20 protein-coding genes and 1 pseudogene are annotated in these 18,957 nt (G+C 62.8%); 11 read left to right on the top strand and 10 right to left on the bottom strand.

The window, feature by feature from the left end:
* Nucleotides 1–314: 314 nt before the first annotated feature.
* Nucleotides 315–1,493, top strand: coding sequence for a 4-hydroxybenzoate 3-monooxygenase (locus PQR32_RS26000; RefSeq protein ID WP_408233545.1), 1,179 nt, complete (start codon nucleotides 315–317; stop codon nucleotides 1,491–1,493).
* 7 nt (nucleotides 1,494–1,500) lie between these two features.
* On the opposite strand, the gene PQR32_RS25995 is transcribed toward PQR32_RS26000, so the two are convergent.
* Complete coding sequence (locus PQR32_RS25995; protein WP_408233557.1) at nucleotides 1,501–2,181, bottom strand: MFS transporter; 681 nt, start codon at nucleotides 2,179–2,181, stop codon at nucleotides 1,501–1,503.
* Here PQR32_RS25995 and PQR32_RS25990 point away from each other — a divergent pair.
* The 3 genes from PQR32_RS25990 (at nucleotide 2,132) to PQR32_RS25980 (ending at nucleotide 4,309) form a co-directional block, all read left to right on the top strand.
* Entirely contained in the window at nucleotides 2,132–3,037 is a 906-nt protein-coding gene (locus PQR32_RS25990) for a TetR/AcrR family transcriptional regulator (protein WP_408233542.1), read from the top strand. The two genes, PQR32_RS25995 and PQR32_RS25990, sit on opposite strands and share 50 nt — an antisense overlap.
* Before the next feature lie 36 nt (nucleotides 3,038–3,073).
* On the top strand, nucleotides 3,074–3,469 hold the full coding sequence (locus PQR32_RS25985) for a nuclear transport factor 2 family protein (RefSeq protein WP_408233539.1): 396 nt from the start codon (nucleotides 3,074–3,076) through the stop codon (nucleotides 3,467–3,469).
* A gap of 75 nt (nucleotides 3,470–3,544) precedes the next feature.
* The gene (locus PQR32_RS25980; protein WP_310814974.1) at nucleotides 3,545–4,309 is read left to right on the top strand and encodes a ParA family protein; all 765 of its coding nucleotides are present in this window, start codon (nucleotides 3,545–3,547) and stop codon (nucleotides 4,307–4,309) included.
* Nucleotides 4,310–4,348: 39 nt separating this feature from the next.
* On the opposite strand, the pseudogene PQR32_RS25975 reads toward PQR32_RS25980, so the two are convergent.
* Nucleotides 4,349–4,919 (bottom strand): annotated as a pseudogene (locus PQR32_RS25975) (Hsp70 family protein); the annotation flags it as partial.
* A gap of 327 nt (nucleotides 4,920–5,246) precedes the next feature.
* Here PQR32_RS25975 and PQR32_RS25970 point away from each other — a divergent pair.
* The 5 genes from PQR32_RS25970 to PQR32_RS25950 all read left to right on the top strand — a co-directional run bounded on the left by PQR32_RS25970 (nucleotide 5,247) and on the right by PQR32_RS25950 (nucleotide 10,132).
* Entirely contained in the window at nucleotides 5,247–5,966 is a 720-nt protein-coding gene (locus tag PQR32_RS25970) for a FadR/GntR family transcriptional regulator (RefSeq protein WP_408233535.1), read from the top strand.
* Between the two features lie 161 nt (nucleotides 5,967–6,127).
* A complete protein-coding gene (locus tag PQR32_RS25965; protein ID WP_408233532.1) occupies nucleotides 6,128–6,895 on the top strand; it encodes an SDR family oxidoreductase in 768 nt (255 codons plus the stop codon).
* A gap of 82 nt (nucleotides 6,896–6,977) precedes the next feature.
* Complete coding sequence (locus PQR32_RS25960; protein WP_408233529.1) at nucleotides 6,978–8,276, top strand: MFS transporter; 1,299 nt, start codon at nucleotides 6,978–6,980, stop codon at nucleotides 8,274–8,276.
* Between the two features lie 38 nt (nucleotides 8,277–8,314).
* Nucleotides 8,315–9,562, top strand: coding sequence for an enolase C-terminal domain-like protein (locus tag PQR32_RS25955; protein WP_408233526.1), 1,248 nt, complete (start codon nucleotides 8,315–8,317; stop codon nucleotides 9,560–9,562).
* Nucleotides 9,563–9,889: 327 nt separating this feature from the next.
* A complete protein-coding gene (locus PQR32_RS25950; protein WP_408233523.1) occupies nucleotides 9,890–10,132 on the top strand; it encodes a hypothetical protein in 243 nt (80 codons plus the stop codon).
* A gap of 72 nt (nucleotides 10,133–10,204) precedes the next feature.
* Here the strand turns inward: PQR32_RS25950 and PQR32_RS25945 are convergent, their stop codons facing one another.
* The 3 genes from PQR32_RS25945 to PQR32_RS25935 form a co-directional block, all read right to left on the bottom strand.
* Complete coding sequence (locus tag PQR32_RS25945; protein WP_408233520.1) at nucleotides 10,205–10,453, bottom strand: hypothetical protein; 249 nt, start codon at nucleotides 10,451–10,453, stop codon at nucleotides 10,205–10,207.
* A gap of 78 nt (nucleotides 10,454–10,531) precedes the next feature.
* Nucleotides 10,532–10,906, bottom strand: a complete 375-nt coding sequence (locus tag PQR32_RS25940) for a hypothetical protein (protein WP_408233517.1) — start codon at nucleotides 10,904–10,906, stop codon at nucleotides 10,532–10,534.
* A gap of 488 nt (nucleotides 10,907–11,394) precedes the next feature.
* Nucleotides 11,395–11,541, bottom strand: coding sequence for a hypothetical protein (locus PQR32_RS25935; protein ID WP_408233514.1), 147 nt, complete (start codon nucleotides 11,539–11,541; stop codon nucleotides 11,395–11,397).
* A 169-nt stretch (nucleotides 11,542–11,710) separates the two neighbouring features.
* Here PQR32_RS25935 and PQR32_RS25930 point away from each other — a divergent pair, with 169 nt between their 5' ends.
* Nucleotides 11,711–12,643 carry a TauD/TfdA dioxygenase family protein gene (locus PQR32_RS25930; RefSeq protein ID WP_408233511.1) on the top strand — a complete coding sequence of 311 codons (933 nt, stop codon included), beginning with the start codon at nucleotides 11,711–11,713 and terminating at the stop codon, nucleotides 12,641–12,643.
* A gap of 11 nt (nucleotides 12,644–12,654) precedes the next feature.
* Here PQR32_RS25930 and kdgR read toward each other — a convergent pair whose 3' ends face one another.
* The 3 genes from kdgR to kduI all read right to left on the bottom strand — a co-directional run bounded on the left by kdgR (nucleotide 12,655) and on the right by kduI (nucleotide 15,312).
* Nucleotides 12,655–13,527 (bottom strand): DNA-binding transcriptional regulator KdgR, encoded by an 873-nt coding sequence (gene kdgR, locus PQR32_RS25925; RefSeq protein ID WP_408233508.1) that lies wholly within the window; start codon nucleotides 13,525–13,527, stop codon nucleotides 12,655–12,657.
* A 125-nt stretch (nucleotides 13,528–13,652) separates the two neighbouring features.
* Nucleotides 13,653–14,423, bottom strand: a complete 771-nt coding sequence (gene kduD / locus PQR32_RS25920; RefSeq protein ID WP_408233505.1) for a 2-dehydro-3-deoxy-D-gluconate 5-dehydrogenase KduD — start codon at nucleotides 14,421–14,423, stop codon at nucleotides 13,653–13,655.
* Between the two features lie 52 nt (nucleotides 14,424–14,475).
* Nucleotides 14,476–15,312: a 5-dehydro-4-deoxy-D-glucuronate isomerase gene (kduI, locus tag PQR32_RS25915; RefSeq protein ID WP_408233502.1), complete on the bottom strand. Its 837-nt coding sequence runs from the start codon at nucleotides 15,310–15,312 to the stop codon at nucleotides 14,476–14,478.
* Nucleotides 15,313–15,582: 270 nt separating this feature from the next.
* On the opposite strand from kduI, the gene kdgT reads away from it, so the two are divergent.
* Nucleotides 15,583–16,599 carry a 2-keto-3-deoxygluconate transporter gene (kdgT, locus tag PQR32_RS25910; RefSeq protein ID WP_408233499.1) on the top strand — a complete coding sequence of 339 codons (1,017 nt, stop codon included), beginning with the start codon at nucleotides 15,583–15,585 and terminating at the stop codon, nucleotides 16,597–16,599.
* 65 nt (nucleotides 16,600–16,664) lie between these two features.
* Here the strand turns inward: kdgT and PQR32_RS25905 are convergent, their stop codons facing one another.
* Nucleotides 16,665–17,288: a GNAT family N-acetyltransferase gene (locus tag PQR32_RS25905; RefSeq protein ID WP_408233496.1), complete on the bottom strand. Its 624-nt coding sequence runs from the start codon at nucleotides 17,286–17,288 to the stop codon at nucleotides 16,665–16,667.
* Nucleotides 17,289–17,375: 87 nt separating this feature from the next.
* Complete coding sequence (locus PQR32_RS25900; RefSeq protein ID WP_408233493.1) at nucleotides 17,376–18,821, bottom strand: NAD-dependent succinate-semialdehyde dehydrogenase; 1,446 nt, start codon at nucleotides 18,819–18,821, stop codon at nucleotides 17,376–17,378.
* Nucleotides 18,822–18,957 lie beyond the last annotated feature (136 nt).

Here is an 18,957-nt window from a genome sequence, read left to right as displayed (position 1 = left end):
CCTCGCAACACTCGGTTATCCGAACTGGGAAGAGACCCAGAATCCGGTGTATCGACTGTTTCTTGCGTCGTAGCGTGACTCGGGGTTTACCTTGATCTAGCGCAACGCCGCGCGAAGGATGGGGCGTCGAACGAATGGGCCAAAAGCCCCGCCTGGACGGCGTTAGGGCTCGATTGCGCCTATCGGCTGCATATGCTCGACCCAGCCTGCTATCTCAAAACTGGATACAGCCTATCTACCATATCGCGTTGCGCGATACAGTGCGTGATCGTCAAACTGAGTGCAAATCTAACGCCGCATTCAGGAGACAATTCATGCGCACCCAAGTTGGCATCATCGGTGCCGGGCCTGCGGGCCTGCTTCTTTCCCATCTGCTTCATCTGCGCGGGATCGACTCCGTCGTGCTCGAGTCGCGCAGTCGCGATCAGATCGAATCCACCATCCGCGCCGGCGTGCTCGAGCAAGGCACGATGGACCTGTTGACCGAAGCCGGCGTCGGCGCACGGATGAAAGCGGAAGGCGCGCTGCATCACGGCTTCGAGCTGGCTTTCGAAGGCAAGCGTCGGCGCATCGATCTGACCGGACTCACGGGACATTCGATCACGGTCTACGCGCAGCACGAAGTCATCAAGGATCTCGTTGCGGCACGCGTGGCCGACGACGGCAAGCTGCGCTTCGGCGTCTCGGAGACGTCGATTCACGGCATCGATACCGACAAGCCGTCGATCCGTTATCGCCACGAAGGCGAAGCGTACGAACTGCAGTGCGACTTCGTGATCGGCTGCGACGGTTCGCAAGGCGTGTCGCGCGCGGCGATCCCGCAGGCGTTGCGCAAGGATTTCGAACGCGTGTACCCGTTCGGTTGGTTCGGTATCCTGTGCGAAGGGCCGCCGTCGTCGGATGAATTGATCTATGCGCGTCACGAGCGCGGCTTCGCGCTGATCAGCACGCGCTCGCCGAATGTGCAGCGCATGTACTTCCAGTGCGATCCGAAGGATTCCGTCGAGAACTGGTCCGACGACCGCATCTGGGCGGAACTGCATGCACGAGTCGATTCGCACGACGGTCAGAAAATCGTCGACGGCAAGATCTTTCAGAAGAACATTGTCGGCATGCGCAGTTTCGTGTCGAACACGATGCAACACGGCCGGCTGTTTCTCGCGGGCGACGCGGCGCATATCGTGCCGCCCACCGGCGCGAAGGGCATGAATCTGGCGGTGGCCGACGTGCGCGTGCTGACTCAGGCGTTGAACGCGTTCTACGTCGAGAATCGCACGGATCTGCTCGACAGTTACAGCGCGACCGCGCTCAAACGCATCTGGCGTGCTGAGCATTTCTCGTACTGGATGACCAGCATGATGCACCGTATCGAGGGTGCGTCGCCTTTCGAGCAGCAGCTTCAGGTGGCCGAACTTGAATACGTGACGACGTCGCGCGCGGCGGCCACCGTGATGGCGGAAAACTACGTTGGCATCGCAGGCGCGCAAGCGTGAGCGTGAGTCATCCGCACGGCGGCGTGCCCATCACTTTCGCGGGCTGAATGTCGTGTTGCGTGAGCGAGTGAATGCGGTCGGCTTTCCTGAGTGCGGGGAATGCGGCGGCCCAAAGCGCCGCGACAAGCAGCGAGCCGATACCGCCGAGAAGCACCGCCGGAACAGTCCCGGCCCATGCCGCCGCGAGGCCGGACTCGAAGGCGCCCAGCTCGCTCGAAGCACCGATGAACAGCATATTGACCGCTGAGACACGTCCACGCATCGCGTCGGGCGTGGCGAGCTGGATCAGGGATGAACGGATGTTGACGCTCACCATATCGCTGGCGCCGACGATCACCAATGCCGCCAGCGACACGACGAACGACCCGGAGAGCGCGAAGACCACGGTCGCGAGCCCGAACACGCCGACGGCGGCAAACAGTTTGAGGCCGATGCGTCGCTCGAAGACATGACGAACCTGAACCAACGCGCACAGACAAGCCCCTGCCGCGGGCGCACTGCGCAGCATCCCGAGGCCGATGGAAAGACTTTGAAGTGCGAGGCCCGCGATGATCAGCGGCCGAGGCGAAAGCCGGTCGCACAATTCACCGGCGGGAAGCGTAAGCAGGAACATCGGCACGAACTGCACGATACCGACGATGCCGAGCATCAGCGGCGTGTTCGATAATCTGTATAAGGTCCAGCCGATCGCGACGGATTGCGCGAGCGTCGCCGCTTCAGATAGAAGCGGACACCCAGATAAATCAACAAGTCCCGCCGGCGATAAAACTCGCCATGTCCGGTCACGGCCATCGTTTTTCTCCAGAAGGTCTGCGCGCCCCGGCGAACCTCTGGACCTGCGCTGGGAATGCGAGCATATTGCTCATATTCCCATTCAGGAGCAGCACTTGGCTACTCGCATTGCCGCGCCACGCGGCGCGATGCGCAAGGCCCCGCAGCAAGCGCGTTCGCGGGCCACCATCGACGCCATTCTCGATGCGGCGGCTCACATTCTCGGCGAGCGCGGCTGGGAAGGGCTCACCACCAACGGCGTAGCGGAAGCCGCGGGCGCGAGCATCGGATCGCTGTATCAGTACTTCCCTAACAAGCTGGCGCTGATCGAAGCCGTCCGTCGCCGGCACTTCGACGATGTGCTCGCGGTGCTCCATGCCGCGGCGAACCTCGAGACGCCGCGCGTGAAACGTATCACGGCGCTCGTCGACGGGATGATCGCGGTGCACAGCCGGCACCCGGCGGCACACCGCGTGCTGCTGGAAGAGAGCCCGCGCGGCGAGGATTCGCGCAGCGCTCACGATCGTTTCGATGTGGAATGCAGAAAGGCTTACGAAACGCTGTTCAGGGCGAACGTGCGGGGCGCTGCCGAACGCGACTGCGTGGGCGCGCGGGTACTCGCAGGCGCGCTCGCGGGCGCCGTCCACGAAGCGGCACGACAGGGACAGCTTGCGTCGCCCGTCTTGCGGCGGGAACTCATCGCGCTGGTGGATGCGTACCTGTCGAGGCTGCGGCCGCTCGGTGAGAGGTCGGCCAGCCGACGAACGCGCTAATCTCGATGTGCATCAACTCAATTCCGGACTATCGCCATGACCCAGAACGTATCGACCCGACAACTTTTGCAAGAGATGTTCAGCGAAATGGTCGTAAAGAAAGACGCTTCGTTGATCGCTCACTACTACCATCCAGATTTCGTTCTCGAAACCAACGGCCAGAAGCAGAACTACGACGCCTTCGCCGAAGGGCACCGCAAGGTGTACGCGACAGATGTCACCTACGAAATCAGATATGACGACGACACCTGGGTCGAAAGCCCGGAGAGAGTCGCCGCGCGCGTGTGGATCAAAACGCAGCGGCCGAACGAAGCGCCCGTGGAATTCGAAGTCGTGCTGATCGCGACCTATGTCGACCGAAAAATTCATCGCGTGTGGGAATTGACCTGGCCGGATTGGACGCAGGTGAAGGCCTTCGAGAACTATTCATAGGGGCAGCCTCGCGCTGTCATTTTGCCAGGGTAAGCTGTGCCTTTAGTGCGTTCTTCAAAAAAGGGGCAGAGGTCCATGCGGCGTGTCATATTCAACCAGAAGGGCGGTGTGGGCAAATCGACCATCGTATGCAACCTGGCGGCCATCAACGCCAGCGAGAACCTGCGTACGCTGGTCATCGATCTCGACCCGCAAGGCAACTCGAGCCAGTATCTTCTTGGCAAGCAGGCTAGCGATCTCAAGCCCAACGTCGCGGACTTCTTCGAAACGGCCTTGAGCTTCAGTTTCAGGCCGACGCCGGCCTCGACGTTCATTCACCGCACGCCGTTCGAGAACCTCGATGTGATGCCCTCCCATCCGGATCTCGACACGCTCCACGGCAAGCTCGAATCGCGCTACAAGATCTACAAGCTGCGTGACGCGTTGAACGAGCTGGATGAGTACGATGCGATCTACATCGACACGCCGCCGGCGCTGAATTTCTATACCCGCTCCGCACTGATCGCGGTCGACCGCTGTTTGATACCGTTCGACTGTGACGACTTTTCCCGCCGCGCGTTGTACACGCTGCTCGACAACGTGAAGGAGATTCAGCAGGACCATAATCCCGGCCTGGAAGTCGAGGGAATCGTGATCAACCAGTTTCAGCCGCGCGCGAGTCTGCCGCTGCAACTGGTCGAGGAACTGATCAGCGAGGGCTTGCCTGTGCTGGAGTCGCGATTGTCGACGTCCGTGAAGATTCGCGAGTCGCATCAATACGCGAAGCCGATGATTCACTTCGATCCTCGTCACAAGCTCGCCCATGAATTCATGGCGTTGCATCGGGAATTGATTGGATAGCGGGCGCCGCGCGGTAACGCCAGCGTCACGGATCTCCAGCTAACCGAACACCCGTCTTGCGTGGATGCCGAGGCCGGTAGCCACGCTCGCTAGCGGGTCGCCGAACACGAGCTCGGCTTTGCGCAAACGCACCCGCAATGGCGTGCGTCAGGGAGCCGAGCCCGGTCGAACCGCCGGTGAAATACACGGCGTCGACTTTGCCCACAGCGATGCCCGCCAGCCGCGCAGTCTCCTGCGCGGCGTGAACGATCCACGCTCTTTCTTCGCGCGTGGCTTCCACAAGTTGCTGTTCATCGAAAGCCACGCTCAGGCCCGGCTCGATCGGGTCGATCTCGATGAGCGTGTCGCCCCTGGCCGCAATCACAATCTTCGCCCGTTCCGCGCTTGCGGCGAGCGCATGGCCGAGCCGCCGGTCCACCACCCGCATCAGCCGGTCATGATGAACCGGGTTTCGATACAGGTGACGCATGAGCCGAAGTTCGGCTTGCCGCTTAGGCGTGTAGAGCGAGTTGATCAGATGCCAGGTCGACAGATCGAAGTAGGGGCGATTCGATATTTCTCGTCCTTCCGTGTCCAGGCTGCGATACCCGGCCTCTCGCAGAATGGCAGCATCCCTGGCATCGGACGGCGGAGCAGGGCCTCGCGCCAATCGCCACCGGGCTGATTCTCGCCGGCGCATTTTCGGTGCTGCGCGCTTCTTCGTCGACGTGGACGATCTGGGCGCTTGCGGCCATCGCGTTGAGCATCTCTTCCTTTGAAAGCGTGCGGGGTGGCACGTCCGTCCAATGATCTGATCATTACCGCCAGAATTCGAGCCCGGCCGCCCGGTCGGGCATCTCTCTCCCATTCCCGCTGACGCTTCGGGTCAACCCGCATTGCCAAGCCACGTTCTTGCGCGTATCTTTCTACATCATACGTATGATCTAGAGAGTAAATCGTGGCAACTTTGCACAGGCAGGTCCTGAACCAGATGGGCGAGCAGATCTGTTCAGGCAAGTTCATGCCCGGCGACATTCTTCCCGCCGAGCCCGTGCTTGCCGAGCAGATGCAGGTGAGCCGCATCACCATCCGCGAGACGATGAAGTCGCTGTCCGCCAAGGGCATGCTTCAGGTGCGCCGCCGCTACGGCACCATCGTGCTGCCGCGTTCGCAATGGCAGTTGTTCGACCCGGACGTGATCACATGGCGGGCTCGCGCGAGCGCCGTCGAGCCGGGCCTCATCGAAGATCTGATGGAGTTGCGCCTGATCATCGAGCCGAACGCGGCCCGGCTCGCCGCGAAACGCGCGACCGCGGAAGATCGCGTCGCGGTCCGGCGCGCGTTCAAGCTGATGGAGCGCGCGGTCGCCGGCCATGGCGAATATGTTCCCGCCGACCTTGCGTTTCACGGCGCCATTCTCACGGCGTGCCACAACCAGTTCGTTCAGCAGATGCAGAACGCGTTGTCGGCGATCCTGCGCACCAGTTTCGAACTCAGCTCGGAGATCGAGGGTGGGCCGGCTCGTTCGCTGCCCATGCACGAGGCGCTGTGCGTCGCGATCGAACAGGGCGATCCCGTGGCGGCGGAACAGGCCGTGCTTACGCTGATCCAGCGCGCCGAGCAGGACTTCGAGGATCGTGCCGCGCTCGATCGCAGCGCTAACGAGAAACCCGTTTGACGAGTCACCTGAACCACGCAACACGACCACGCGAGGCGGCCTCTTAGGCGGACCGTCCAGAAGCAGCGCCGTTGCATCCCCAACTCATTTATCGCGACTGTCATGACGACACGCGAGGGGCGCATTCGCGCCTCGTTACCGAACATCGAGAGGACACGTGCATGACACAGTTATTCGATCTGAGCGGCCGCACGGCGCTCATCACCGGATCGGCGCGAGGCATCGGCTTCGCATTCGCGGAAGGCCTCGCTGACGCCGGCGCCGGCGTGATCCTGAACGGCACGCGCGCCGATACGGTGGCCGAAGCCGTTGAGCGGCTCTGTGCCAAGGGCTTGAACGCACAAGGCCGCGCGTTCGACGTGACCGACGAAGCCGCCGTCGCCGAAGCCTTCGCGCAATGGGACAAGGACGGTGTACAGATCGACATCGTGATCAACAACGCCGGCATCCAGTTTCGCAAACCGCTCGTCGACCTCGAACTGAGCGACTGGCAGCGTGTGATCGACACCAACCTCACTAGCGCATTCATCGTCGCGAAGCAGGCCGCGCGCCGCATGATCGCACGCGGCACGGGCGGCAAGATCATCAACATCGGTTCGCTGACGAGCGAGGCCGGGCGCGCGACGGTCGGCGCCTATACGGCGGCGAAGGGCGGCATCAAGATGCTGACCCGCGCCATGAGCGCCGAGTGGGCGGCCGCGAACATTCAGGCCAATGCCATTGGTCCGGGCTACATCCTGACCGACATGAACAAGCCGCTGATCGAAAACGCCGCGTTCGATGCGTGGGTCAAGAACAGCAATCCTTCGCAACGCTGGGGCAAGCCGGAAGAACTCGTCGGCACGGCGGTGTATCTGGCGTCGTCGGCTTCGAGCTACGTGAACGGCCAGATCATTTATGTGGACGGCGGCTGGCTGGCCGTACTGTGAAGACCGATTCGCGCGGGTAGAGCACAACAAGAAACACCGCGCGCGCCAGATAGTGAGTATGCCGTACCGATCCGGAGACATCATGGAAAGCGTCAAACCCGTCGCACCCCAAAGATGGTGGTATCTGATGCCCATCATCTTCATTACCTACAGCCTCGCGTATCTCGATCGCGCGAACTACGGCTTCGCCGCCGCGGCCGGCATCGATCGCGATCTCGGCATCACGCACGGTACGTCGTCGCTGATCGGTTCGCTGTTCTTTCTCGGTTACTGCCTGTTTCAGGTGCCCGGCGCGATTTACGCGCAGCGCAATAGCGTGAAGAAGCTGATCTTTTTTAGCCTGATTCTCTGGGGGCTGTGCGCGGCGGCCACCGGCATGGTCAGCAACATTCCGATGCTGATGGTGCTGCGTTTCGTGCTCGGCGTCGTGGAGGCGGCCGTGATGCCGTCGATGCTGATGTACATCAGCCGCTGGTTCACCCGTAGCGAACGCTCGCGCGCCAACACCTTCCTGATTCTCGGCAATCCGGTGACTGTATTGTGGATGTCGGTGGTGTCGGGCTATCTGGTGCGCAGCTTCGGATGGCGTGAAATGTTTGTCTTCGAAGGTGCGCCGGCGCTCATCTGGGCGGTCGTGTGGTGGTTCACGGTGAAGGATCGCCCGGCCGACGCGCCGTGGATGAGCGCCGCCGAAAAGACCGAACTCGACGCGCGCCTGAAAGCCGAGCAGGCTCATATCGCACCGGTACGCGACTACAAAGCAGCGTTCCGCTCGTCGATCGTATTGAAATTCTGCGCGATTCACGCGTTGTGGAGTATCGGCGTGTACGGCTTCATCATGTGGCTGCCGTCGATCCTCAAGGCGGCCTCCACGATCGACATCGTCTCGGTCGGCTGGCTCGCCGCCGTTCCGTATCTCGCGGCGATCATCCTGATGCTGCTCGCGTCGTGGCTCTCGGACAAGACGCGCAACCGCAAGCTGTTCGTCTGGCCGCTGCTGCTGGTGGGCACGATCGCGTTCGTGGCGTCTTACCTGATCGGCGGCTCGCATTTCTGGATCTCGTTCGCGCTGCTGGTCGTGGCGGGCGCAACGATGTACGCACCGTACGGGCCGTTCTTCGCGCTGGTGCCGGAGTTGATTCCTGGCAACGTGCTGGGCGGCGCGATCGGTTTGATCAACGCGTGCGGCGCGCTCGGGGCGTTCGCCGGTTCATGGGTGGTGGGCTATCTGAACGGCGCGACCGGCAGCCCGGCGGCTTCTTATATTTTCATGGCGGGCGGCTTGCTGTCGTCCGTGATCCTGATGATGACCGTGCCGGCGAATTCCGACGAACATGCGAAGCGCGGAGCAGCGCTGTCGCTGCATCGCACGCAACACTAGTCGATCGAACTGATTGGCTGAAAACTGGCAGATAGAACATGGCAACCCTGATTACCGATGTAAAAGTCATCCTGACCGCGCCGGAAGGCATCAACCTGATCGTCGTGAAGGTGGAGACGAACCAGCCCGGTCTGTATGGCCTGGGATGCGCGACGTTCGCTTACCGGCATGTCGCGGTGCAGTGTCTGATCGAGGAATATCTGCGGCCGCTGCTGATCGGGCGCGATGCGGACGCGATCGAGGAACTCTGGCAACTGATGCATCAGAACGCGTACTGGCGCAACGGACCGATCGAGAACAATGCGATCTCCGGTGTCGACATGGCGCTGTGGGACATCAAGGGCAAACTGGCGAACATGCCGCTCTACCAGCTGTTCGGCGGCAAGTGCCGCGAAGGCGTGCCGATCTATCGCCACGCGGATGGGCGCGACCTGAACGAGTTGTGCGAGAACATCCAGAAGTATCGCGAGCAGGGCATCACGCACATTCGCTGCCAGAGCGGCGGCTATGGCGGCGGTGGTTTCGGCAAGGCGCCGGCGAGCGCGCCGCAAGGCGCGGCGGACGGCGTCTATCTCGACAGCCGGAAGTACATGCGCGACACGCTCAAACTGTTCGACGGCATTCGCAGCAAGATCGGTTTCGACGTCGCGCTGTGTCACGACGTGCATGAACGTTTGAAGCCGGTCGAAGCGATCCGTTTCGCGTGCGAACTCGAGCGCTACGAGTTGTTCTTTCTCGAAGACGCGATCGCGCTGGAGGAGGGGGAATGGATGCGTCAGCTGCGCGCCAAAACGACCACGCCGCTGGCGCAGGGCGAGCTGTTCAACAACCCGTACGAATGGCGCTTCCTGATTACCGAGCGGCTAATCGACTTCATTCGCGTGCATCTCAGCCAGATCGGCGGGATTACCGCGGGACGCAAGCTGCAGATCTTCGCCGAGCAATTCGGCGTTCGAACCGCATGGCACGGCCCCGGCGACATGTCGCCGTTGGCGCATGCGGCGAATATTCATATCGATCTGGCCGCGCGCAATTTCGGCGTGCAGGAATGGTCGGGAACCGAGCCGCCGAACTTCGTGATCCAGGACCTGAAGGGGCCGAGAGCAGCGTTGCTCGATGTTTTTCCCGGCCTGCCCGAGTTCAGGCAGGGTCACGTGTACGCCAACGACAAGCCGGGCCTCGGTGTCGATATCGACGAAGCCGAGGCCGCGAAATATCCCTGCGAAAATAGCGTGACGATGTGGACGCAAACCCGCCTGAAAGACGGCACGCTGCAAACGCCGTGAAATACCCACTCTGACGCAATAGTGTGCACGGATCGTGACCTGGCAACAGGATCCGTGCGTCGGCGCTCCCGACGTTGCGCCGCAAAACGCAACTATGCGCGCATTGCAGAACAGTCTCTCCGCTACTGCAAGAGAACCGGCGCATTCCGAGCAAATGGATTTAAAAAACCCTCGCTGAACAGCCGTTCTTCATTGTAGTGGCAGCAGCAACAGTGAATTCAGGATTGGCGGATTTATCTCGCCGCGCTGGCCACCTACACTCCATCTACCGCTGCAACGACAGCCCTTGGCGCAGCGCGTAGAAAGACAATCTCTGGAGGTGGTTTCATGAAGTCGCTCATTCAAGCCGTTGCTATCGCCGTTGTTCTTGCCGCGCCGGTAGCCTCGTTCGCCCAGTCGTCCAACGACCCTGTATCGCAAGGCGCGCAAACGCAAGCCGCGGGTCGTCAAGATCCGGCTCAGGCCAATAACAGTGGATACGGTTCAGCCAGCGTCGGCTCGTGGCAGGCAGGTCAAGGCAGCGATACGACGGTCAGCTCGTACTCGCCGCCGATTCACAACGCGCGTTAAGTATCGCGCGTTAAGCATTTCACGAAAGCGCGCGGCGTGCCCCTCACCGCGCGCTAAATCAATTCTCTTCTTCTACGGCGTGCGCAACAGTGTCATCTCGTTGTGCAGCAGCGCCAGCAAATCATCATCGCTAGGCCGCGTGCCCCAATGCCGCGCGCCCGCCACTGACGCAATCGCGATCCACGAGTGAGGTGGAAACCATTCGCGCAACAGTGCGCCGTCCTGACGCAAACACAATTGACCGGTTTGTTCGCTGTATTCGGCGCAGATCAGCGTGTCGTTGATTTGCACGGTGACTCGTCTTGGATCGCTGCGTAGCAAATCGTCGCTCCTACAAAAGGTGTGGCGCGAATGCGTGCGCGGCACGGCCGCGTCGTCGACGCGGCCGTGGCCCAGGCATCAATGATCGCCGTGGCCGTGGTCGTCACCATGACCATGCCAGCCGTTATCGTGACCGCGCCAGTCGCCGTGCGGACCACGCGCTTCATGCCACTCGCGTCCGCCGTGATGACGCTCTTCCCATTCGCGCCGTTCCCAGTAGCGGTGGCCGTCGTAATAGCGCTCGCCGTACCAGCCCGGACTCACGACGACCACCGGCGGAGCCGGCGCATAGACCGGCGGCGGCGGGGCATACACGGGTTCGGGCGCGTAAGCGACGCCCGGAATGCCGATGTTCACGCCCACATCGACGTGGGCCAACGCGACCGACGATGCGCCGATTCCGAGACCCGCAACGATCGCCATGGACAGCCAGCGGTTTTGTGATTGGTTCATGTTCTATTTCCGGCTTCTACGATGGTGAGTGGAAAGTCTTGCGCGGCTCGCGCTCAATAGCGATCGTGATAGTGGTTGTGGTAGCCGCCTTCCGGCACCACGATGCAACCGCCCAATGCACTGCCGAGCGTGACGGCCAGAATGACCAGCGCGAAAATTCTTTTCATGACATTGCTCCCGTTTCCTTGTGACCCGAACTCTACTGAGCCGCGGCATTACCGGTGTGTTTGTGTGTAACAGGACGTGTCGATAGCGATGCATGCGGACAACGCGTGCGTCGCGTGAATAGCGTGCGTCAAGGCGCAATGAGGACATGGGGCACGGCGCGCAGTCTGACGTGCAAGCCATTGAGCGCATTGTGGAAAAGACGGCATGGTCGAGCATATTGCGTGTTGCGGCGCATTGAATTGCGCGGGTAGTGGCAGCCGTTAAGCGTGCAGCGGGGCGTGTCAATGCAGCTATGCCGTACGGATACATTCGGTTGCAGACTAGCTGCGCCGGCCCGCGTTCTCGACCGATTTATCGGGCCGACCGTGCGCGCCCATGCGTTCGCGCGACACGCGAGCCTCGATAGCGAACATGCGCGACAGCATCGTGACGATATCGGCGTCATCGCGTCCGCACGCGATCTTCATACCGTCGCTTGTGATAAGCACATGAGAAACAAGTGTTTTACGCGCGTCGCGGAGACTGGTTAGATCGCTAGATCGGCTGACCGTCAGCCACTTCAGTTCAATCGCATTCTTGCCGGTCAGCGCTGACCCTTCTCGTCCTCAATCGTCCTCACACCAGGAGCTGCATAGCATGTCGAACCTCAGCCTCGCGACGTCCAACGCACTGGACATTCATCCCGTCACCGGCCGCATCGGCGCGGAAATTCGCGGCGTACGGCTGTCGAGCCAACTCGAAGCGGCCACCGTCGAAGCGATTCGCGCGGCGCTGGTACGTCACAAGGTGATCTTTTTCCGCGGCCAGACGCACCTGCAGGATGCCGATCAGGAAGCTTTCGCCAGGCTGCTCGGCGAGCCGGTTTCGCATCCGACGGTGCCCGTGGTGGACGGCACGGACTATCTGCTCGAACTCGACTCGCATCGCGGCGGCCGCGCGAATTCATGGCACACGGACGTGACTTTCGTCGACGCTTATCCGCAGGCGTCGATCCTGCGTGGCGTGACGATTCCGGAAGTGGGCGGCGACACGGTGTGGGCCAACACGGCCACCGCTTACGACGATCTGCCGCCGCCGCTCAAAGCGCTCGCCGATCAACTCTGGGCCGTGCACAGCAACGACTACGACTACGCGAATCACACCAGCGTCGGCGAGCGTGGCCGCGACGCCGAAGCGATCAGGCGTCACCGCGAGGCGTTCGTGTCGACACGTTACGAGACCGAGCATCCGGTCGTGCGCGTGCATCCGGAATCGGGCGAAAAGACGCTGATTCTCGGGCACTTCGTGAAGAGTTTCGTGGGTCTCGCGCCGAGCGCGTCGGCGCATCTGCTGGAACTGCTGCAAGGCTATGTGACGCGCCTCGAGAACATCGTGCGCTGGCGCTGGCAGGCCGGCGACGTCGCGATCTGGGACAACCGCGCGACCCAGCACTACGCGGTCAACGACTATGGCGACGCGCACCGCGTAGTGCGCCGCGTGACGCTGAAGGGCGACGTGCCGGTAAGCGTCGACGGCCGCCGCAGCTTCACGCGCAGCGTACAGCCGAATCCGGCGGCGAAGGCGGCCTGACGGCTTGAAATTCAGCCCGGCTCGGCGGCGATCTGTTCCGGCGCCGTCGCTTCGCGATAACCGAGCCGCGTCGAGATCGCGAGGCCCGACTTCCTGAGCAGCGCGACATAGTGCGACTTCGTGTCGGCGCCGCATCGCATGGTCGGAAACGAAATCGACAGGCCGGCGATCACGCGGCCGAAGCGGTCGAACACCGGCACCGCGAGGCATTGCAGACCTTCTTCCTGTTCCTCGTTGTCCTCGCCGTAGCCTTGCTCGCGCACGCGCGGCAAGATGCTCAGCACGGCTTCGGCGGACGAGAGCGTCTTTTGCGTCGACTTGCGGAATTCGACATGCGAGAGCACTTCGCGCGCGTCGGCCGGGTCCATCGAGGCGAGCAAGACTTTGCCGATCGCGGTGCTGTGCAGCGGATTGCGCCGGCCGATGCGCGACTGCATGCGCAGCCCGTAATCAGCGTCGATCTTGTGAATGTAGATGATGGCGTCTTCGTCGAACGCGCCGAGGTGCACCGCTTCGCGCGTCGCTTCGCCGATGCGGCGCATCTCGACGTCGGCCTCGCGCACCAGATCGACACTTTCCAGCGCCTTCGCGCCGAGCTCGAACAGGCGGATGGTCAGCCGGTAGCGCTCGGTTTCCACTTCCTGCGTCACGTAGCCGAGCGCCTTTAACGTCTGGATCACGCGGTGGACGGTGGTCTTCGACATGCCGAGCCGTTGCGACAGTTCGCTGATGCCGATCTGTCCGCTGTCGCCGATCGCGCCGAGAATCGCGAAGACGCGGCCGATCGACGAGGCCGATTCGCCCCGCTCGCCGCAGTCGGCATTCTCCGCGTCTTGCGCCTGGGCGCTGCCGTCGTCCTTGCGCTGTTTGCCTGTTGATGCCATTTCCGTCTTCCCTGTCTATCCGTTCCCGCGACGTTCCCGCGAAGTTCTCGCGAAGTTCTCGCGTTTCCTGGCGCATGCGCCGGCGAGGCGCCGAGAGCATACCCCGTCCGGCGCCCGCTGCCGAGTCAGCGCGCGAGCCAGCCGCCATCCACCGCCAGTGTATGCCCATGCACGTAGTCCGAAGCCGACGACGCGAGGAACACCACCGGTCCCGCGAGATCGTCCGGCGTGCCCCAGCGGGCGGCCGGAATGCGGCCGAGAATCTCGTCGTTGCGCTGGGCGTCGTCGCGCAGCGCCGCTGTGTTCGCGGTCGCCATGTAGCCCGGCGCGATCGCATTGACGTTGATGCCTTGCGCCGCCCATTCGTTCGCGAGCAGCCGCGTGAGGCCGAGCACGCCGCTTTTCGACGCCGTATAGGACGCGACGCGGATGCCGCCCTGAAACGACAGCATCGACGCGACGTTGATGATCTTGCCGCCGCTTTGCTGCTTCACGAACTGCCGCGCGGCGGCCTGCGAGAGAAAGAACAGGCTTTTCAGATTGACGTCCACCACGGCGTCCCAGTCGGCTTCGGTGAAATCGAGCGCGTCCTCGCGGCGGATGATGCCCGCGTTGTTCACCAGCACGTCGATGCGGCCGAACGCTTCGACAGCGGCGCGCACGATGTCCTCCACCGGCGCGATCGAGCCGAGATCGGCGCGCACGTCCGCGAAGCGGCGTCCGCGGGCTTCGACACGCGCGGCGGTGTCGCCGGCGTCGGCCCGGCTCACGCCGACGATGTCGCAGCCGGCCGCGGCGAGCGCGACCGCCATGCCAGCGCCGAGGCCCGCGTTGCTGCCGGTGACGATGGCGACGCGGCCGGTGAGATCAAAGGGGTTCACGGTGTTCGAGCCCATGTCGTGCGGTCGTAATGGCTGAGGTCAAAAAGCGGCGTAAAAAAGCGGCCCATCAACGCAAGTCCCGAACCGCGACGTGATCCATGTCGCTGAACACCTGGTTTTCACCGACCATGCCCCAGATGAACGTGTACGCCTGCGTGCCGACGCCCGAGTGAATCGACCAGCTCGGCGAGATCACCGCCTGCTCGTTGTGCACGAGAATGTGCCGCGTCTCGTTCGGCTCGCCCATCATGTGAAAGACGGCGGCGTCGTCGGCGACGTTGAAGTAGAAATACACCTCCATACGGCGCTCGTGCGTATGGCACGGCATGGTGTTCCACAGGCTGCCGGGTTCGAGTTTGGTCATGCCCATGGAAAGCTGGCAGGTGGGCAGCACCTCGGGAACGATGAACTTGTAGATCGTGCGGCGGTTGCTCGTGGCGGGGTCGCCAAGAGTTTGCGGCGAGGCCTGCGCGAGCGAGATAGTGCGGGTCGGATACGACGTGTGAGCAGGCGCGCAGTTCAGATAGAACTTCGCCGGACGTGCGGCGTCGTCGCTGCCGAAGGCGATGGCCTGCGCACCTTGGCCGATGTAGATCGCCTCTTCGTTGCGCACTGTGTAGCGCGTACCGTCCACGTCGACCCAGCCGTCGCCGCCGATGTTGATCGCGCCGAGTTCGCGCCGCTCCAGCAGATAGCTCACGCCGATCGTCTTGCCGAGCGAACTGGGCACCTCGACCGCGCGTGCCACCGGCATCACGCCGCCGACGATGATCCGGTCGATATGGCTATAGGTCAGCTTCAGCGCATCGCGCTCGAACACCTGATCGACCAGAAACGCCTTGCGCAGCCCGTCGGTATCCAGCGTCTTCGCGTATTCGCTGTTGATGGCCTGTCTCACTTCCATTGTTCTTTCTCCGCTGGGGTTGTGGGCTCGACTGTAGCGCAGAAATATCGTTTCGGAACAGTGGTCCGAAAATATTGCGACGCCGCATCATGACTGGCAAGGCTTTTGAAGATCACACGGGTAAACGATGAGCGAGATTTCTAACAGAAACGGAACAGCGTTCCTTTCGCGGTGCTATATTGCGCCGAAAGGGAGCAGCCCGGCGTCAGAACGGGGACATTACCCAGGGTGAATTACCCAATAACTGGACGCGAAGTCCATGGAGGAGGCATGAAGCTCAAGAAGGCCATCGACCGCATTCCTGGCGGCCTGATGTTGGTGCCGTTGCTGCTCGGCGCCTGCGTCCACACGTTTGCGCCGGGCGCGGGCAAGTACTTCGGCTCGTTCACCAATGGGTTGATCTCCGGCACCGTGCCGATTCTGGCGGTGTGGTTCTTCTGCATGGGCGCGACCATCGATCTGCGGGCGACCGGCACGGTGCTGCGCAAGTCGGGCACGCTGCTGGTGACGAAAATGCTCGTGGCGTGGATCGCGACCGTTATCGCCTCGCACTTCATTCCGATCGACGGCGTCAAGGCGGGGCTCTTCGCCGGCCTCTCGGTGCTGGCGATCACGACGTCGATGGACATGACCAACGGCGGTCTCTACGCGGCCGTGATGCAGCAATACGGCACCAAGGAAGAGGCGGGCGCGTTCGTGCTGATGTCGATCGAATCGGGCCCGCTCGTCAGCATGATCATTCTCGGCGCAACCGGCGTGGCGTTCTTCGAGCCGCGTCTGTTCGTCGGCGCGGTGCTGCCGTTTCTGATCGGCTTCGCGCTGGGCAATCTGGATGGTGAGTTGCGCGAATTCTTCGGGCGTTGCGTGCATCCGCTGATCCCGTTCTTCGGCTTTGCGCTCGGTAACGGCATCGACCTCAGCGTGATCGTGAAAAGCGGTTTGCCGGGGATCGTGCTGGGTCTCGTCGTGATCGTCGTGACGGGCATTCCGCTGATTCTCGCGGACCGCTGGATCGCGGGCGGCAATGGGGCGGCGGGGCTGGCGGCTTCGTCGACGGCGGGGGCCGCGGTGGCGAATCCGGCGATCATCGGCGAGATGATTCCGAGCTTCAGGCCGCTGGTGCCGGCCGCGACCGCAATGGTTGCGACGGCCTGCCTCGTGACGGCCATTCTGGTGCCGATCCTCACGGCGATGTGGGTGCGCCGCCATCATGCGCGCGATGCGTTACGCGAGGAGTTCAAGGCGGCGAATACGCCGCCGCTCAATGAGCGGGATGTGCATGTGTAGAGCAGGGTGAGGGCGGCTCGCTTGCGCTTTTCAGTCGGGAGCGCGAGCGGGCCGAGCATTTGCTTTCACCGCCCCAGCTTCGCCTCCAGCATCGCCTTCACGTCACTCCATTCCTCATCAATGATGCTAAAGCGCACCGAGTTGCGCTTACGCCCATCCGGCATGATGCGTTCGTGGCGAACCACGCCTTCCTGTTTTGCGCCGATGCGCAGAATCGCCGCGCGCGATTTCTCGTTGAGTTCGTCCGTGGTGAATTGCACGCGCACGCAGTGCATGGCTTCGAACGCGTGGGCGAGCAGCAGGTACTTCGCCTCCGTATTCACCGCCGAGCGCTGCACCGATTCGCTCAACCACGTGTGGCCGATTTCGAGCTTGCGATTCACCCGGTCGATCTTCCAGAAGCGCGTGCTACCCACGATCGCGCCGGTGTCGCGCCGCACGATCGCGCCGGTGTCGCGCCGCACGATCACGAACGGCATCACGGTGCCGGCCGCGCGGCCCTCGAGCGCCGTTGCGATATAGCTGTCGATGGTGCCGGGTCCGGGCACCACGGTCAGCTTCATATTCCACAGTTGCCCGTCCGCTGCGGCATCGAGCAAACCTTGCGTGTGTTCCCGCTGAAGCGGCCGCAGTTCCACGGTCTTGCCAGTCAGCGTGGGCTGCATGAGTCTTGAAGTCGTATCGTTCATGGCAATAAAAAAGGTCCGCGAGCAATGACTCGCGGACCCGGTACGGTGGTGTAAAAAGAGGCGGCTGGTAAGCCGCCTCTGTCCGCCTTAAACCGACATCACCGATACCGCCTTGGTGACCAGATAGCCTTCCATCGCTTCCGGACCACCTTCCGAGCCATAGCCCGAATCCTTCACGCCGCCGAACGGCATTTCCGGCGACGGCGTGGCCGGCTGGTTGATCCACAGCATGCCGACTTCCAGTTGCTGCGACAGCAGATGCACGTTGGTGAACGACTTCGTGAACGCGTAGCCCGCGAGACCGTACGGCAGACGGTTCGCTTCGGCGATCGCTTCCTCGAGCTTGTCGAAGCCGCGAATCGCGGCGATCGGGCCGAACGGCTCGTTGTTGAACACATCCGATTCGAGCGACACGTTGGTCAGCACGGTCGGCGCAAAGAAGTTGCCTTCCGAGCCCACGCGTTCGCCGCCCGTTTCGACCTTGGCGCCCGTCTTGCGCGCGTCGTCGAGCACCTTGCTCATCGCCGTGAGGCGGCGTGCGTTGGCGAGCGGGCCGAGCGTGGTGCCTTCGGCGAGGCCGTCACCGAGCTTGAGACTTTCAGCGTGCTTGACCAGCGCCGCGGCGAATTCTTCGCGGATGCTGTTGTGCACCAGGAAGCGCGTCGGCGAGATGCAGACCTGGCCGGCATTGCGGAACTTCGCGCCGCCCGCGGCCTTCACGGCGAGCGCCACGTCGGCGTCTTCGGCCACGATGACGGGCGCATGACCGCCCAGTTCCATCGTCGCGCGCTTCATGTGCGCGCCGGCCAGTGCCGCCAGTTGCTTGCCGACCGGCGTCGAGCCGGTGAAGGTGACCTTGCGGATCACCGGATGCGGGATCAGGTAGCTCGAAATTTCGGCCGGGTCGCCGAACACCAGGCCCACCGTGCCCGCCGGCACGCCGGCTTCGACGAAAGCCTGCAGCAGTGCGGCCGGCGACGCCGGGGTTTCTTCCGGCGCCTTGACGAGGAACGAGCAGCCGCACGCGAGTGCGGCGCTCAGCTTGCGCACCACCTGGTTGACCGGGAAGTTCCACGGCGTGAAGGCCGCGACCGGGCCGATCGGTTCCTTGAGCACCAGTTGCTGCGCTGCGAGGTTGCGCGACGGCACGATCCGGCCGTAGACACGGCGGCCTTCGTCGGCGAACCATTCGATGATGTCCGCCGCCGCCAGCACTTCGACGCGTGCTTCGGCAAACGGCTTGCCCTGTTCCAGCGTCATCAGGCGGCCGATGTCCGAGGCGCGCTCGCGCACCAGCGCGGCAGCCTTGCGCATGGTCGTGGCGCGCTCGTTGGCCGGCACTTTGCGCCAGGCTTCGAAGCCGCGCTGCGCGGCGGCGAGCGCCCGGTCCAGGTCGGCAATGCCGGCGTGCGCCACTTTGCCGATGGCCTTGCCGGTAGCAGGGTTGATGACGTCGAGGGTCTTGCCGCTGGCGGCGTCGCACCACTCGCCATTGATCAGAAGTCGGGTATCGGTGTAGCTCGAGGTGGCCATGCTGGGGTTCCTGTGTAGGGGAAAACGACAGGTCGCGCGGTCTTGAAACATTGGGCTGGACTTGCGCGGCCATGGATGGACTGCCGATAACCGATCATCTTATCCGATTGTGCGAAATCGCACCGGCGGCCTTGCC

Source organism: Paraburkholderia dipogonis (assembly GCF_046027395.1).
Classification (GTDB): domain Bacteria; phylum Pseudomonadota; class Gammaproteobacteria; order Burkholderiales; family Burkholderiaceae; genus Paraburkholderia; species Paraburkholderia dipogonis_A.
This window is presented reverse-complemented; position numbering and strand designations above follow the sequence as displayed.